Source organism: Halobacteriovorax sp. RT-2-4, assembly GCF_047085445.1.
Classification (GTDB): domain Bacteria; phylum Bdellovibrionota; class Bacteriovoracia; order Bacteriovoracales; family Bacteriovoracaceae; genus Halobacteriovorax_A.
Window position 1 is genome coordinate 177425 of record NZ_JBKIXY010000002.1, and the last position, 14277, is coordinate 191701.

11 protein-coding genes, 2 tRNA genes and 1 pseudogene are annotated in these 14277 nt (G+C 36.8%); 3 read left to right on the plus strand and 11 right to left on the minus strand.

The features are described 5' to 3' along the window. Positions 1 to 6 precede the first annotated feature (6 nt). Positions 7 to 1413: a serine hydrolase domain-containing protein gene (locus ACMAYL_RS11260; protein ID WP_412470104.1), complete on the plus strand. Its 1407-nt coding sequence runs from the start codon at positions 7 to 9 to the stop codon at positions 1411 to 1413. 172 nt (positions 1414 to 1585) lie between these two features. On the opposite strand, the gene ACMAYL_RS11265 is transcribed toward ACMAYL_RS11260, so the two are convergent. The 3 genes from ACMAYL_RS11265 to ACMAYL_RS11275 all read right to left on the minus strand — a co-directional run bounded on the left by ACMAYL_RS11265 (position 1586) and on the right by ACMAYL_RS11275 (position 2710). Then, the gene (locus tag ACMAYL_RS11265) at positions 1586 to 2002 is read right to left on the minus strand and encodes a hypothetical protein (protein WP_392992458.1); all 417 of its coding nucleotides are present in this window, start codon (positions 2000 to 2002) and stop codon (positions 1586 to 1588) included. Next, on the minus strand, positions 1980 to 2564 hold the full coding sequence (locus ACMAYL_RS11270; RefSeq protein WP_412471095.1) for a GrpB family protein: 585 nt from the start codon (positions 2562 to 2564) through the stop codon (positions 1980 to 1982). Before ACMAYL_RS11270 ends, ACMAYL_RS11265 begins: the two co-directional genes overlap by 23 nt. A gap of 70 nt (positions 2565 to 2634) precedes the next feature. Beyond that, positions 2635 to 2710: transfer RNA gene (locus ACMAYL_RS11275), tRNA-Phe, on the minus strand. Positions 2711 to 2818: 108 nt separating this feature from the next. Here ACMAYL_RS11275 and ACMAYL_RS11280 point away from each other — a divergent pair. Then, positions 2819 to 3601 carry an alpha/beta hydrolase gene (locus tag ACMAYL_RS11280; RefSeq protein ID WP_412471096.1) on the plus strand — a complete coding sequence of 261 codons (783 nt, stop codon included), beginning with the start codon at positions 2819 to 2821 and terminating at the stop codon, positions 3599 to 3601. On the opposite strand, the gene queG is transcribed toward ACMAYL_RS11280, so the two are convergent. From queG to ACMAYL_RS11315, 7 genes and pseudogenes are all read right to left on the minus strand, one after another. Continuing rightward, positions 3593 to 4591, minus strand: a complete 999-nt coding sequence (gene queG, locus ACMAYL_RS11285) for a tRNA epoxyqueuosine(34) reductase QueG (RefSeq protein WP_412471097.1) — start codon at positions 4589 to 4591, stop codon at positions 3593 to 3595. The two genes, ACMAYL_RS11280 and queG, sit on opposite strands and share 9 nt — an antisense overlap. Continuing rightward, complete coding sequence (pyk, locus tag ACMAYL_RS11290) at positions 4588 to 6279, minus strand: pyruvate kinase (protein ID WP_103217999.1); 1692 nt, start codon at positions 6277 to 6279, stop codon at positions 4588 to 4590. Before pyk ends, queG begins: the two co-directional genes overlap by 4 nt. Before the next feature lie 43 nt (positions 6280 to 6322). Next, positions 6323 to 8293 (minus strand): hypothetical protein, encoded by a 1971-nt coding sequence (locus ACMAYL_RS11295; RefSeq protein WP_412471098.1) that lies wholly within the window; start codon positions 8291 to 8293, stop codon positions 6323 to 6325. 142 nt (positions 8294 to 8435) lie between these two features. Then, positions 8436 to 9482 carry a DsbA family protein gene (locus ACMAYL_RS11300; RefSeq protein ID WP_412471099.1) on the minus strand — a complete coding sequence of 349 codons (1047 nt, stop codon included), beginning with the start codon at positions 9480 to 9482 and terminating at the stop codon, positions 8436 to 8438. Positions 9483 to 9561: 79 nt separating this feature from the next. Continuing rightward, complete coding sequence (locus ACMAYL_RS11305) at positions 9562 to 10308, minus strand: ATP-binding cassette domain-containing protein (protein ID WP_370446912.1); 747 nt, start codon at positions 10306 to 10308, stop codon at positions 9562 to 9564. A 228-nt stretch (positions 10309 to 10536) separates the two neighbouring features. Further along, positions 10537 to 11322: pseudogene (locus ACMAYL_RS11310) on the minus strand (ABC transporter transmembrane domain-containing protein); the annotation flags it as partial. Further along, positions 11294 to 12985, minus strand: coding sequence for an ABC transporter transmembrane domain-containing protein (locus ACMAYL_RS11315; RefSeq protein WP_412463154.1), 1692 nt, complete (start codon positions 12983 to 12985; stop codon positions 11294 to 11296). The pseudogene ACMAYL_RS11310 and the gene ACMAYL_RS11315, both read right to left, overlap by 29 nt. 168 nt (positions 12986 to 13153) lie before the next feature. Between ACMAYL_RS11315 and ACMAYL_RS11320 the strand changes: the two genes are divergently transcribed. Beyond that, positions 13154 to 14032, plus strand: coding sequence for a sensor histidine kinase (locus ACMAYL_RS11320; RefSeq protein ID WP_412471100.1), 879 nt, complete (start codon positions 13154 to 13156; stop codon positions 14030 to 14032). 147 nt (positions 14033 to 14179) lie between these two features. Here the strand turns inward: ACMAYL_RS11320 and ACMAYL_RS11325 are convergent. After that, positions 14180 to 14256, minus strand: a tRNA-Val gene (locus tag ACMAYL_RS11325). Positions 14257 to 14277 lie beyond the last annotated feature (21 nt).

Here is a 14277-nt window from a genome sequence, read left to right on the forward strand (position 1 = left end):
TCAGTAATGAATATTAAATATTCACTTTTGTTAGGAGCTTTTTCATTTTTTTCTTTTCTCACATTTGCAGAGAAAGAGAATCCTCTTAAAAAGTATTTAAAAGTCCCAGGAGCATCGACAACGTTACCAGTTAGTGTGGCAAAGAAACCCTTCTCTTTAGAATTTAGTAAGAAGGCGCAACAAAGCTTTGAGAACTTCCACTATCAAATGGGAGGAGATCACGCTTTATACTATAACCAAAATCTTAGTGAATTAATGCCTACAGCAACCTCAAAGCCTAATGACAAGTACAAGGCCTTATCTAAGAAGATTAACAAAAGAATTGGAAAGAATGTATTCTTTACAACGAAAGATGGTGAATTGAGTCTTGACCAATATGTCTCCCATCCAAATCACAGAGTACAAGGAGTTGTGATGGTGCACAAAGGTAGAATTGTCTACGAGGCCCTCCCAGGAATGAACCGAGAAGACTACCACGTTTGGATGTCTCCAGGAAAAACAACAGTAGGACTTGTCATTGCTCAACTTGAAGCAGAGGGAAAGATTGATATGAGAAAAAGTGTTTCATATTATCTTCCTGAATTTAAGGGAACTAATTGGGACAATATATCAATGATTGATGCAGCTAACATGGCCACTGGCTTAAAGCTTGAAGAAACTCTCCAAGCAATTGTTGACCCGAAATCGATTATTGTTAAATTCTTTAGTGCAGAATTTGGAGCAAAAAATCCATCGACAGGAAATGTAGACAATTGGCTTGAAGTCTTAAAAACTGCTGAAAAAATTGAAGGTGAAAACCCCGGAGAAGTATTCCGCTACTCATCAGCTGTAACTCAAGTCTTTGTTGTCATAGCAGAGAGAATTGAAAATAAAACTTGGGCAAAAGTTTTTGAAGAACGAGTATGGGGTAAGATGACTGCAAGACTTCCAATGCAGCATCACCTTACCCCCGACGGGACCTCAATTGCTCACGGTCTAATTTCAAGTACAATTGAAGATTTTGCAAGATATGGAATGCTCTTTACTCCTAGTTGGAAGAAAGCTGCTGTCTCTCCAGTTGTTTCAAAGAGAGTTCTTAGAAGGCTGCAAACAGCGGGAAGTGATAATGCCTACAAAAGAGGTGCAAAGTACAAAGGACAAATAGAAGAGTTTGGAGAATCTCCAGTAAGAAACTCTTATCAATTTGATGGGGTCTTCGCTGATGGGGCGCTTTGGAAGCACGGAAATATTGGCCAAGGTATTTATATCGATCCAAAAAGAGACTTTGTAGGAGTCTACTTCTCTACCAATGGTTATGTTGCACCTTACGGTGAAGATAAAATGCCAGGCTTTCTAAGAAAAGCAGCGAAGTACTTACATGGAGATTTAAAACAGACTGAAAAAAGGAGAAAAACAGCAAGTAAACAAAACTAACGAATAAAATAAGTCAGAACAAAAGTTCGGAGTTTTCATTCTAGGTGCTTTTTTATTGGCCACGTGTAAAGAAAAGACACCTAGAATGCATATTCTATAAATAGAGCCTTTGATTAATTTTTATTCCATTTGAGATTTAATATACTCATCCGCAAGGTAAAAAAACTTCATACTACTTCTTTCTTACAAGATAAGACATATCCATTTGTTGAATATTTCCATTTTTCCATGTTTCTCTATGAAAAACATACTTATCTCCCATAGTATAAAGCCTAAACTTAAAAATCATCTCCTCATGCTTCCCCTCTAGATAATATACATTCCCCTTAACAATCCCCTCTGCTCTGAAAGGCCCTTGTGACATGATAACTTTTTCACCTTTAACTTCTAGGCACATATCCTTAGTTAAATCTTTTCCGTCTCTAAACCCATGCGCCGTGATAGTAATGACATGCTCACTCTTACCAACCATCGTTTCAGGATAAACTTCTCTTTTGACTTCTTTTCCATTTGAAATTTCAAAGCTAATATTATCCCACTCGCCAATAAGAAAACCCACCAATGGGTTATATAATTCTTTTGTCCTCATAAAGTGAACTCCTTTCTTTATATGCCTCTTCTAATAGCTCTGAGATAATCTCTGTTTTTGCATTTGAGTATTCACTTCTTGGTATATCCAAAGATTTTTTAAGCTCTTCATATCTCAATGCTGCACTTGGATTGGAAATAAGATAATCTTTAAAAATAATATGGTCTTTAAGTTCCTTACTACCTGATTCAAAGATGTGAAGATGACAAAAGCCTTTTGTCTTTTCGAAGTTATAGAGAACAGAATATCTCCTACCTTCGATCCCATATTCACCTTTATATTCGTAACCGAGCTTCTCAAGTAACTCTTTCTTTTTGTCTAACTCCTCTAAACAAGAAGTCTCACCAACGATATCGATTATTGGTTTTGCGACAATATTTGGAATTGCAGTGCTTCCGCAGTGGTGTAATTTTAACGAATTAATATTTAATGAATCAGCGATTCGTTTAGATTCAAACTTGAAGACATCACGCCATTTATTATTATGATCAACAAGACGAACTTTGTTATCCCTTTCCAGGCCCAAGCCGTGCTCTTCAAAAACGGTAAAAACTTTTTGCATGAACTTATTTTAGTACGATAAGGTGAAAAAAAGGCAAAAAAAAAGCTACTTCAAAGAAGTAGCTTTTTTATGGTGCCCCGACGCGGATTCGAACCACGGACACAAGGATTTTCAGTCCTTTGCTCTACCAACTGAGCTATCAGGGCATAAATGATTTGGTTCCATTAAATTAATGGTTTATGTTTCTTTCGTCAATAGAAAATTAAAAAGTTTTTTAATTTTAATTTGAGATATCTTTAATTATTATGTTTGCTATGAATGAAAAGTTTTTAAGCATCGATAAAATTATTTTAACTCAAGGATCAACAACGGTTAATGCCCTACTCTTTAGACCTCCTAGTGAGAAGCTAAAAGATACGGGATACGCCATTTTTACTCATGGTTACACATCTCACAAGATCAGTATTTTCTCATGGGCACAAAAGCTTTGTGATGACGGAATCCCAACAGTAATCCTTGACCAACCAGGTCATTTTACTGGCTCATTTCATGACGTGGCATCTTTTGAGGACTTCAAAAATGACGCGCCGATATTATTTATCCATGCACTAAATAAATTAAAAGAAGCTTACCCTTCTCAACAAAATAAACTTCTCGTTGGAGGTCACTCTCTAGGTGCCCTGACTTCAATTCTTGCAGTTCAAAATAACTACTTTGAAGGCTTTGACGTACACCACTGTGGCGTTGGCTTTGGTGTCCCACCAGAAGGTGTCACACACGTTTTTGATACGCCATTTTACCAAGCGACAGTTAAAGCACGAGCGGAACTTGTCTCAAAACACTTAGCACCAGAAATTATGTTTCCTTGGATCAAAGATCAAAAGTTTCACCTAACTCTAACAGGACACAAAGTGCATCTGATCTCAGGGGAAGATGATGTGGTTGTTGGAAAAGAAGGAATGGAAAACTTTGCAAAGATTTTAGAGAACCTTGGCAATACTGTGACAATGGAGAAGCCAGGTAAGCTTGGCCACCATCTTCCAGATATGGCCGGAAGTTTTATCAAGAAGCATGCAAAGAGGATTGGGCTACTTTAGCTTCAAATAAAGCCTTAGGTTCTTAAGCATTCCCACTCTTCCAGTACGTTCAAGTGGAGTACCTTTGAAGATACGACGGTATTCACGATTACTCATTTCTTCCAGATCGCAGAAGATATCTTCTAGGGGTCTCATTAAAAAGAAGTCGATGAATTGTTTCCCATTTTCTTTGAAGGCAGTTGAGTCGGCCTCAAGCTTTCTTTCCAGTCGCCTATTCCATGGACATACATCCTGACAAATATCACAACCGAAGATTTCACCATTTGCATTTTCGATCCCACTTGGAGGAAAGACTTCTTTAAAATGTTCAATAGTGAAAGTTGAAATACACTTATCAGCAATGATGGTTCTCTTTTCAATATCGATGGCAGCAGTTGGGCAAGCATCACCACAACGAGTACATTGGCCACAGTGATCTGTTTCAAACTTGTCACTAGGTGCTTCTAATTCCTTATTTAAAAGAAGTGAGCCAATGATAAAGTAGCTTCCAATGTGGCGATTGATTAGCATGGAATTCTTTCCATACCAACCTAGCCCTGACTGATAGGCAAAGTCGCGCTCTAGAATTGGTTGGGTATCAAGAGAGAACTTAAAATCTAGCTCAGGATCTAGCTTCTGCAACTCTTCTCCAATTGCTTGAAGCTTATCTCTCACTTCATAGTGATAATCGCGCCCCTTGAAGCCTACTACATAATTAGCTATTTTAAGCCCGTTGCTCTCACCACTCTCATAAAACTTCTTTGCACTACGAGCTATGTGAGAATAATCAAAAGCGATAACTAGTGTTGACTTAATATCAGGATAATAATTTTTGAGATCTTCTCTTTTGATAGCGCGTTCATCGGCGAGGTAGCCAAGAGCGCCATGAAGTCCATCTTTAATCCAAGCTTTGAAACGTTCTAATGATTTAGGTTTAGATTCAGTGACGACACCCCAAACTTCAAGATCTAGAGTTCTTAAAATATTTTGAATGTCGTCTTTTTTGATCATGACTTGTCGATAATCTCAATTGCACCAGTTGGACAGACTCGAATACATTCGTAATCAAGCGTACAGTGTCCAATTTGATCCTTATTAAGCTTTGTCAGTTTTGTCTTCTTATCTGCAACCCAAATCTCATGAGGGCAAATTGAAACACAATTCTGACAAGTAGAGCAGATATTATGATCTAGCAGGATTCTTTTTTTTTTATCTTCTGCAACTTCAAAAGTATCTTTATTAGCATCTTCGTGAGGAGCTTCTTTGATAATCTCAACCTTAACAGAGTTAGAATATCCTTTCGAGAAGATCTTCCCATCACCTAGCGTCACAACAACTTTGTCACCATTATAAAGACCCATTCTCTCTTTTGCCTGGTTAACAACATACTTAACGTATGAGCCAGTATCTTGTACCTCTTCATCAACAAGATATGGGTAAACTCCCCAGTATAAGCAAATACGTCTTGCTGTACGAAGGTTATGAGTTACACCAGCAACAGGAGTTTGCGGCCTAAACATCGAAACCTTACGACAAGAATTTCCACCTTCTGTTACGGCCAGAATTCTCTTTGCTTCAACTTTTTCTGCAATCATTGAAGCGGCAACCATTACAGATGAGTTCACTGAAGACAAGTCAATATTTCTTAACAGCGGACGCTCTTTAGGAGTCTTCTCCGCTTCAAAAATAATATCATTCATCATCTGCACGGCTTCAACAGGATACATCCCCGATGCAGATTCTCCAGATAGCATTACAGCATCAGTTCCATCCCAGATAGCGTTTGCAACATCACTTGCCTCTGCTCTAGTCGGAGTTGGAGCATCAGTCATACTCTCAAGCATCTGTGTTGCAGTAATAACTGGAATCATGCGGTCATTACATTTTTGAATGAGCTCTTTTTGGATTGAAGGAACTAAATGGTTTCCAACTTCAACACCCATATCTCCACGAGCTACCATAATAACATCAGTAACATCTAGGATTTCTTCAATATTATCTAATGCTTGAGGTTTTTCGATCTTAGAAATAATTGGCACTCTAACTTTTAATTTATGAAGTAAGGCCTTTACCGTCATAATATCTTCTTTCTTACGTACAAAAGATAGAGCGATATAATCAATATTATGTTTTAGAGCAAACATTAAGTCTGCTTCATCTTTGTCAGTAAATGCAGGAGCAGATACTTCACAATCAGGAAGATTAATCCCTTTATTAGACTTTAGCTCTCCCCCAACGATAACTTCAATTTTATAAACATCACGATCTCGTGTTATCGCTTTCGCAATTAGCTTTCCATCATCAAATAGAATTCTTGCACCATCGTGACAATCATCAACAAGTTTTTCATAGATAGTAGGGATATAGCAGTCTTTATATTCAGGATAGTCCGCTTGTTTAGAAGATGGTCCAATAACCCAAGTTTCACCGTTTTTAAGTTGTAATCCATTAGGTAGTTTATCTGTACGAATCTTTGGACCTTGAAGGTCAATAAGAACAGCTACTTCTCTTCCAATATTTTTTGAAGCCTGACGAATATTTGAAATAAGCTGGGCATGAGCTTCATGAGTACCGTGACTCATATTTACTCTTGTTACATTTACTCCTGCAATGATTAATTTCTCAATCATTTCTACAGTATTTGATGACGGCCCTAATGTCGCAACAATTTTAGCACGACGGACTTTGCCCATTCCCATTATCTCTCCCTGAATTTTTATAAGCTTTTTCTTTTTTTAATAATTAAGCTTTACGAGACTCTTGTTGATCCGTAAACATACCGCCACGAATTTCACTCGATCTCTCTTCTAAAGCTTCAGCATTTGCCGCACGAATTTCTTCCATACGGTTTTCATACTGATTAATTAGATTTGATCTTTCAAGTTTTGAGTTCTCATAAAGAGTATTGTATTGATTCTCAAGTTCAGTAACTTTGGAAACATACTTTCTCTGTGACTCATCTCTTTCTCGAGCAATCATATCTTCATAATACTCTACCATTCTTTTAACTTGAATGTCTGCTCTTTGTTTAACCTGAGATAGCCTCTTATCGAACTCACCTCTCAAGTTAGCTAGGTTACTGTGATTTTCACGATCTTTCAATGCTATTGCATTTCTCGTTTCTTCTTTTAGTTGATTAGACTCTAGACTTTGAGTTAATCGAATTCTTTCAATCTCTTTTGCATTTGCTTTCTTAAGTCTGTTTAACTTTGATTCATAAGAAGAGATTAACTTATCGTTTGTTTCTTCTAATTGTTCGATCTTCTGTGTTAGTGACTTAGCAAGCTTATCCTTACTTTCAATAAAGTGTTCTTTTGCTTCTTGCATCTCTTGAGAATGCTTCATATGAGTATCTTGAATAAATTTCTTTGATTCATCCGCAAAGTCTGCCTGCATCTGAGAAACAGCTTCCGTATTTCGATCACTCATTTTTTGAACTGTCTCGCCAAACTGTGCTCTTTGTCTTTCAAGAATTTTCTTTGATTGCTCTTTATCATTATAAGCTTCTAGCTCTTTTTCTTTTACTTGGCGCTTGAAGTTACCTTGTAGCTCTTCAACATCTTTATTAAGCTCAATATTAATATCACTTAGAGTATCACTCTTAAACTTGGCCATATCTTTTTCAAGATCAGCAATATACTCAGATGATTTTTGTTTTTGAGAACGAAGTGCTTCTTTTGTTGATTGTGAGCGACGTCTTTCTTGGATATCAGCATTAAAGCGATCCGTATCAATTTGATCACGAATATTTTTAATACGTGTCTCATATCCCCTTTCCGTTTGCTCTAACTTATCGTTGAAGACATCTTCACGACTTCCACCAGATAACTTCTGATTCATCTCTCGTCTTGCTCGATATAATTCCTTCGCATGACGATTCTCAAGATCCTTTGCATTTTGCGAAGAATCTCTTTGCTCCACCTGTCTTTTTCTTGAGTTTCGATCATTGATCTCTTCAATAGAACTCTTGAAACTTTTTTGGTTTTCAGCAAGTTGCTTATCTTTTTGAGCAGTCATATCTGAAATGCGCTGCTCTTGATAGTCTTTAAGAGACTCTTCTCGACCCTTATGATTCTTTCTTAAGCTATCAACATCATCATTAAATCTTTCATAAAGACGTGCGCGTTTCTCACCACTTTCTTTTAATTGATCCCTGATTTCATTTTCATAATTTGATATCAACTGACGGCGATCTTGCTTTGTTTCTAACTCATGATCGTGTGCCGTATCACGAGCGTCACGGTAAACCTTATCAATTGTCTCATTGAAGTGGTCATTCATCTTGCCCATAGTTGAATCGAATCTTCTTTGTTGTGATGAGAGACGATGATCCATATTCGAATTTTCTGCCAATGTTTTTGACTCATAGGCTTCGCGAATATTTTTAAAACGTGTATCGAATTGATCCTTAATATCCTTACGATCGCGTTCGAACTCACGCTTATTTCCATCTAACTTACTTAAATAATTTTTTTGTTGTTCTTCAATTTTTCTTTTTGTATCTTCCGTGGCCGTTTCTCTGAATCGATCTTGCCTTTCTTCAACTTTATTAAGTGAGTTATCATAGGATTGACGCTGCTTATTTAAGCGATATTCTTGAGTGTCTTTTAACTCACCTACTTCACGTTTATAATTCTTTCTCTGCTCATCAATTGTCTGCTGAAAGTTCTCGCGGTGTTGTGAAAGTCTCTTTGAATAATCTCTAACGTCCATATTTTTTCCGATTTAGATGCAATAAGATATTATATACCCCCTCTATTCTATCAATTATGCACAATATAAAAAGGCCGGGAATAAATGCCCCGGCCTCTTAATTATCTGTCTTTCCGACTATTTTTATAATGTATTATGCGAATTATTTACCTAATTCTGAATCAATAAGCTCTTTAAATACTTCAAATGGTTGTGCACCATTAATTAGCATACCGTTCACATAAAAAGTTGGAGTTGATTGTACACCAACGTCAATCCCTTCTTTAACTGTAGCATCAACTTCTGCTTTCATACGTCCAGAATCAAGACACTCATCAAATTTCTTTTGATCTAAACCAACTGTCTTTGCTTTAGACTTAAGTCCAGCAACAGAAAGTCCTGACTGATCTGCAAACATTGAATCGTGTAGTTTCCAAAATTTATCACCAGCTTGCTCATTTGCACATAGTGCCGCTTCAGCAGCTTTGGCCGCATCTTTATGAAAGCTTAATGGGAAGTTCTTGAATACAATTTTAACCTTATTACCGTAAGTCTTCTTGATCTGATTCATGATCTCAACACCCTTAGCACAGTAAGGACACTGGAAATCCGAATATTCAGTAATAACTACGGCCGCATCCTTTCCACCAAACATTGGCTCTTTTCCTGTCACAGGAATTTCAAAACGTGGTCTTTTAGGTCTTTCTAAGTAAATTTCAACTGGGCTATTCTTCGTTTTCTTAGTTAAGTATGCTTCGATAGCTTCACGCTTTTTCGAGTTTCTTAAGAAGTCTACAATTCTAGCTTTTAACTGAGGATTTACATCAGGAATATTTCTTTCTTTTGCAAACTCGTTAATTTCTTTATCAGATACTTTTACGTCCTTAGCAATAACAACATCAATGAATTGCTCCATTGTCATTGAACTTCTTGCAGGGTCTTCATTTTTAAAATTCTCTAAAAGATAGGCCTTAACTTTACCTAGTTTTAGTTCATATACTTTTAATTGGGCTTCATATAACTCTGCTTCTGAGCCTTTAAAAAGCTCATCATGACTAACTTCTTTGCCATTGAACTTAATCACTGCAGTGGCATTTGGTGCCTTTTTAAATAAGAAATTTGGTTTTGAATTTACTTCGCTCGTACATGCAACTAGTCCAATTGCAGAAATAGCAACTAGGCCAAGTGCTAGCTTGGATTTTTTAAACATAATGATCTCCTTACATCAATTTAAACTAATTATATGTAAAAAAGAGAAATAATGCATTAGTGTTCACGTCATTTTTTTGTCAATTCGATAATTGCTTCACAAAGAGATCATATTGCGGCGAACTATTTTTCAATTCTTCATGGACACCTTTTGCAATAATTTTTCCACCTTCCATAACAAGAATCTGTTGGGCATCAAGTATTGTTTCAACTCGATGGGCCACGATAATTGTAACGGCCTGCTTTTGAACAAAGAGAATCATTTTACGTAGAGCTTCTTCAAGATCACTATCTAATGAAGAAGAAATTTCGTCGAATAGAACAATAGGCTTCTTTAAGTAACAAGAGCGAATCGCCGATATAAGCTGCTTTTGACCAAGTGAGATTTCATTTTGATCAAGGACTGTATCAGGCTTTATTCCCCATCTCGATAGATAAGAAATCTGTTCACAAACTTCACTCCAGAAAGCATCAAAACTTCCAAAACCTGCTTGCCCCATCGTAATATTAAATTCAACTGTTTCTGAAAAGATATGCGAATCTTGCGAAACAATCCCAATCAATTCACGATACTCGTTGAAGTCATCAATATAATCAAAATTATACTCTTTCTTAACTCCGCTATGATTTTCAACAAATACCTTCCCTTCATCAGGAATAATATTAGCGGCCATGATATTTAAGAGAGTCGATTTTCCACTTCCAGATAATCCGACAATCCCAATAAGATCACCTTGGCGACAATCAAAAGAGATATCTTCTAAAGTAAAGGGTGTTGAATTCTCACCTTTAGCTGGATACGTAAATTTTTGGATTTCAATATGCATCTTTTCAACATCATACTGGCGTCTTTTTGTATTGATATCTGAAGACTTCTCCTTGTCTAAATCAACAAGAAATTCATTAATACGCCCTACTCCTGTTGCTGCTCTTTGAATATTTGCAACTTTCGAAGAGACATCTTTAATAGGATTAATCGAGCGCTGAATTAAATCAATTAGAGCAAAGATCAATGCGACTTGAGTAATACCACTATTTGGAATGATAAAGATTGCGCAAGCTAAGAAGACTGGAAAAAGAGACTCGGCAAATGAGTAGTATGATGCGTCCCAAACGTTTGAAGATAGGATCTTTTTAAGAAATTCATCAAAGACAAATAAGGATTTCTTCGATGTATACTGATCTGCAGGATTGTAGTAATTCTCACGAACACCGCCAATAAGATCCGCAACAACACGGTAAAGTTTTGCACGTGAATTTCTCACGCTTAAGAAAACTGCACGCATATACTTAGAACACCAAATTAAAATAAAGCAGGCTCCAAATTGGATTACTGCAAGATACACTCCGGCAATTGCATTTAAGCTTACAAAACTGATCAGAGAAGCAACTACGAAGAAGATATCAATGACAATTCCAAAAGTTCCAGAAGTAACAAGCTCCCTTAAGCTTTCCGTATCGCTCATAATACGCGCTAAGACCTCTCCTTGAGGGTAGCGATCATTGCGGTTTTCTTTCGATGTTTGAAGCTCCACACTTGAAAGCCACTTACCATAGCAATGAGTGCGGACGAATTGAACAAGGCCTACAACATAACGATTAATAATCAGGTTATAAACAGCACGGTTTAAGGCCGTTGCCAAAAAGATAAATGTCATAATTCCAAGAGTCTGACGATAAACCTCTTCGACTTCATAATTTGCAGTAAGTTTTGCGATTAATTGTGGTAGTGCTGCACCAAGAGCACTTGAGATAATAAGACATACAACCATGCTTAATAAATACTTACCACTTCCTTTATATACTAGGAATTTAGATGAGTTGTTTTCTAAAGTGCTCATAAATTCCTCCTTCTTGTTTTTGTGTAAAATCGATAACACTTGACTCTTCTCTTAAGCCTTCACTTTCACAGATTAAACTTAAGTGATCACATTGAACCGCTGTCGTGTACCTGTGTGTCGACATAATGAGCGTGCGACCTTCAAAAATATTCATAGCATTGAGCTGATTCAAAATTTCTCTTTCAAGCACGACATCAACTGATGAGAAAGGGTCATCCCAAATAATAAACTCACTTTCAAAAAGTAATGACTTAATCAAAGAGACTCGCTTGATTTGTCCACCAGATAATCTCTTTCCGTTTTCTCCAACAACAAGGTTAAACAAACTCTTGCGATCTGAAGCTAAGTAATCGAGTCCAAAGATCTTCAGTAGATCATAAGCTTTCGCTAGTTGTTCTTCATTGAAGTCTCTACCCAGGGATAAGTTTTCTAGAATTGTTCCATTATAAAGATACGGATCTTGAGCGACATAACTCGTACTTCTTTCTTGGATCTTTAAAACCTCAGAAATTTTAACGAGTAACTCAGACTTTCCACATCCAGTTTTTCCGACAATTGCATTCTTTGTATTTTTCCAAATTTTTAAATTGATATCGTTGTCCCAAAATGGAAGCTGTAATTCAAAAGACTCTTCTTTTTCTTTAAAAGAAAATTCTCTTTTAAGCATTGTCTCAAGTTCACTCTCTTTATCAAGTACAGCAACAAGCTCTCTTACTCTTGCCCACGCTCCAGCAGAGCGAGTGAAGACAACTCCAATCCAAGCGAGGAACATAATTGGTTCTAAAAATAGATAAACAAAACCTGAGAATAAAATCAGTGAAGATGCACCAAGCTGTTGCGTAAAAATGATATAGGCACCCCAAATTAATGAAAGACCAACTCCAGTTGGCATAAGTGGGATAGAGATGCCAACACGCTTGCCTGCCTCATAAAAATTCTCAAGCTCTTCCATTGACTTCTTAGCAAAGAGATCAATAAATGCTTTTTCCGCATGGAAGTTTTTAATTGTCTTTTTACCTGCGTAAGTTTCAATAATGATATTTTGAACATCACCCTGAAGGTCTTGTGTTTGGCGATAGAATTTACGGTTCGTTGAAACAATTGCACTGAAGAGAACAAACGCCACAAGCATCGGTAGTAGCGCAATAAACAGCTCTTTGTTGAAACTTAATAGCTTTGGAACAAGGATCGAAAGAGCAATGATGATATTAGCAATTTGTAAAAGAGCGAAACCAATTAATGCTCTTACGTGCTCAAGATCTCCACCAATAATTTGAAAGATTTGACCTTTCGGGTATTCTTTATAACGAGAAGGACTCACTTTTTCTAATTTCTTCATGAGATCAAAGCGTAAGATCTTTTGTAAGACACGGGCCGGATAGAAAAAGAGAAGTCGCGAAGATGTTCTAAAAACAATAATTCCTAAGGCCAATAAGAAAAGATGTCCCACTGGAATAGAAATTCCTTTTGAAATTTTCTCCGCTAAATCTTTTGCAATAAAAGGAAGTTCACTTTGAATCTTGTGAGTTAGATAGAGACAAATGAATGCCCCAATATAGTAGTACCAGTAGTGAACAAACTGCGTCATTACCAGCGATGTTAACTTTTTATTAAGATAGTCTTTCATTCCAGCAAGTCTACTTGAATTCCAATCATCAGTCACGTTTCTGTTTAAAGGAAGGCCCAGTGAAATGTGAAAAAACATTCTTAATTTAAGTTAAATTTACCTTCTCAAACTTGGTTATGAGAATAAAGCTAGCTAAAATCCTACAAAATTAATTGGTTTCATAAAATACGAAGTTTTAAGAAAAACGTTTTTTAAGGAAAGAAAGTGATCTATCTCGTAAGTCTGCTGATGATATTAATTCTCTGTTCTATTATGGTTATTACTCATCAGGCCATTAAGATTAAACAGCTTGAAGTTGAAGGTCGCGACCTTTCGCGAAGGCTCGAAGAAAAACAACATTTACTCTCCGTTTTATTTCACGATCTATCGAACTCAACAACTCTCCTTTCTCTACTAAGCGACTCTTCCCTACTTGCCATGAAAGACAAAGACGGAATCTTGCAAAACCTAGGACGTGTCAGCGGAGTTATCGAAAATATGGCAGAACTGATTCAACATATTCGAAAAATACAATCCATTGAGTCAGGCAAATCAAATATAAAGTTAGAGCCTGTTCCATTAAAAGAATCTATTGAAAATTCAATTCAGCTTATCCGAAAAAGATTAGAAAAAAAGAGTCAACATATCCGTGTTGAATTTGATGACCACAGTATCCAGGCCATGGCAGAGCCTTCGTCACTATGCCACAGCGTCTTTAGTAACCTTCTAACTAATGCATCAAAGTTTTCACCAGAAGGATCTGAAGTTGTTGTCAGGGTAACTCATCTAAACTCAGTTATCCGTGTGGATATAACAGACCAAGGAATAGGAATCCCAGAGTCAATGATAAAAAGCCTCTTCTCATTCACTAATGAAACTCACCGCGAAGGAACTCATGGCGAAGAAGGGTCAGGTTTTGGCCTTCCAGTTGTAAAAAAATATATGAAATTCTACGGAGGAAATATAAAGGCCTTTAATAATATTGATGGTATTGGATCAACGTTTACAATGACATTCGTTAACGCATCAACGAGCAATCAGGATACAATTGAAAAAACAGAGTCTAAGCCTAAGAGAAGGCCTTTAAGAGAAGCGAATCAATAAATAGATTGAGAAAAAGATGGTAGGACTATGCAGATTCGAACTTTACAACCTGCGATCAAAAGATGCCCAAAGGCATGTTTTGGCGCTGATTTGATATCGGTATCAGCAAACTAAATCATCAAGCAATGTAATTGAAAGTATCAAAGATGGTAGGACTATGCAGATTCGAACTGCAGACCTCTACCATGTCAAGGTAGCGCTCTAACCAACTGAGCTATAGTCCTACAAGTGTCTTAAAGTAGAAA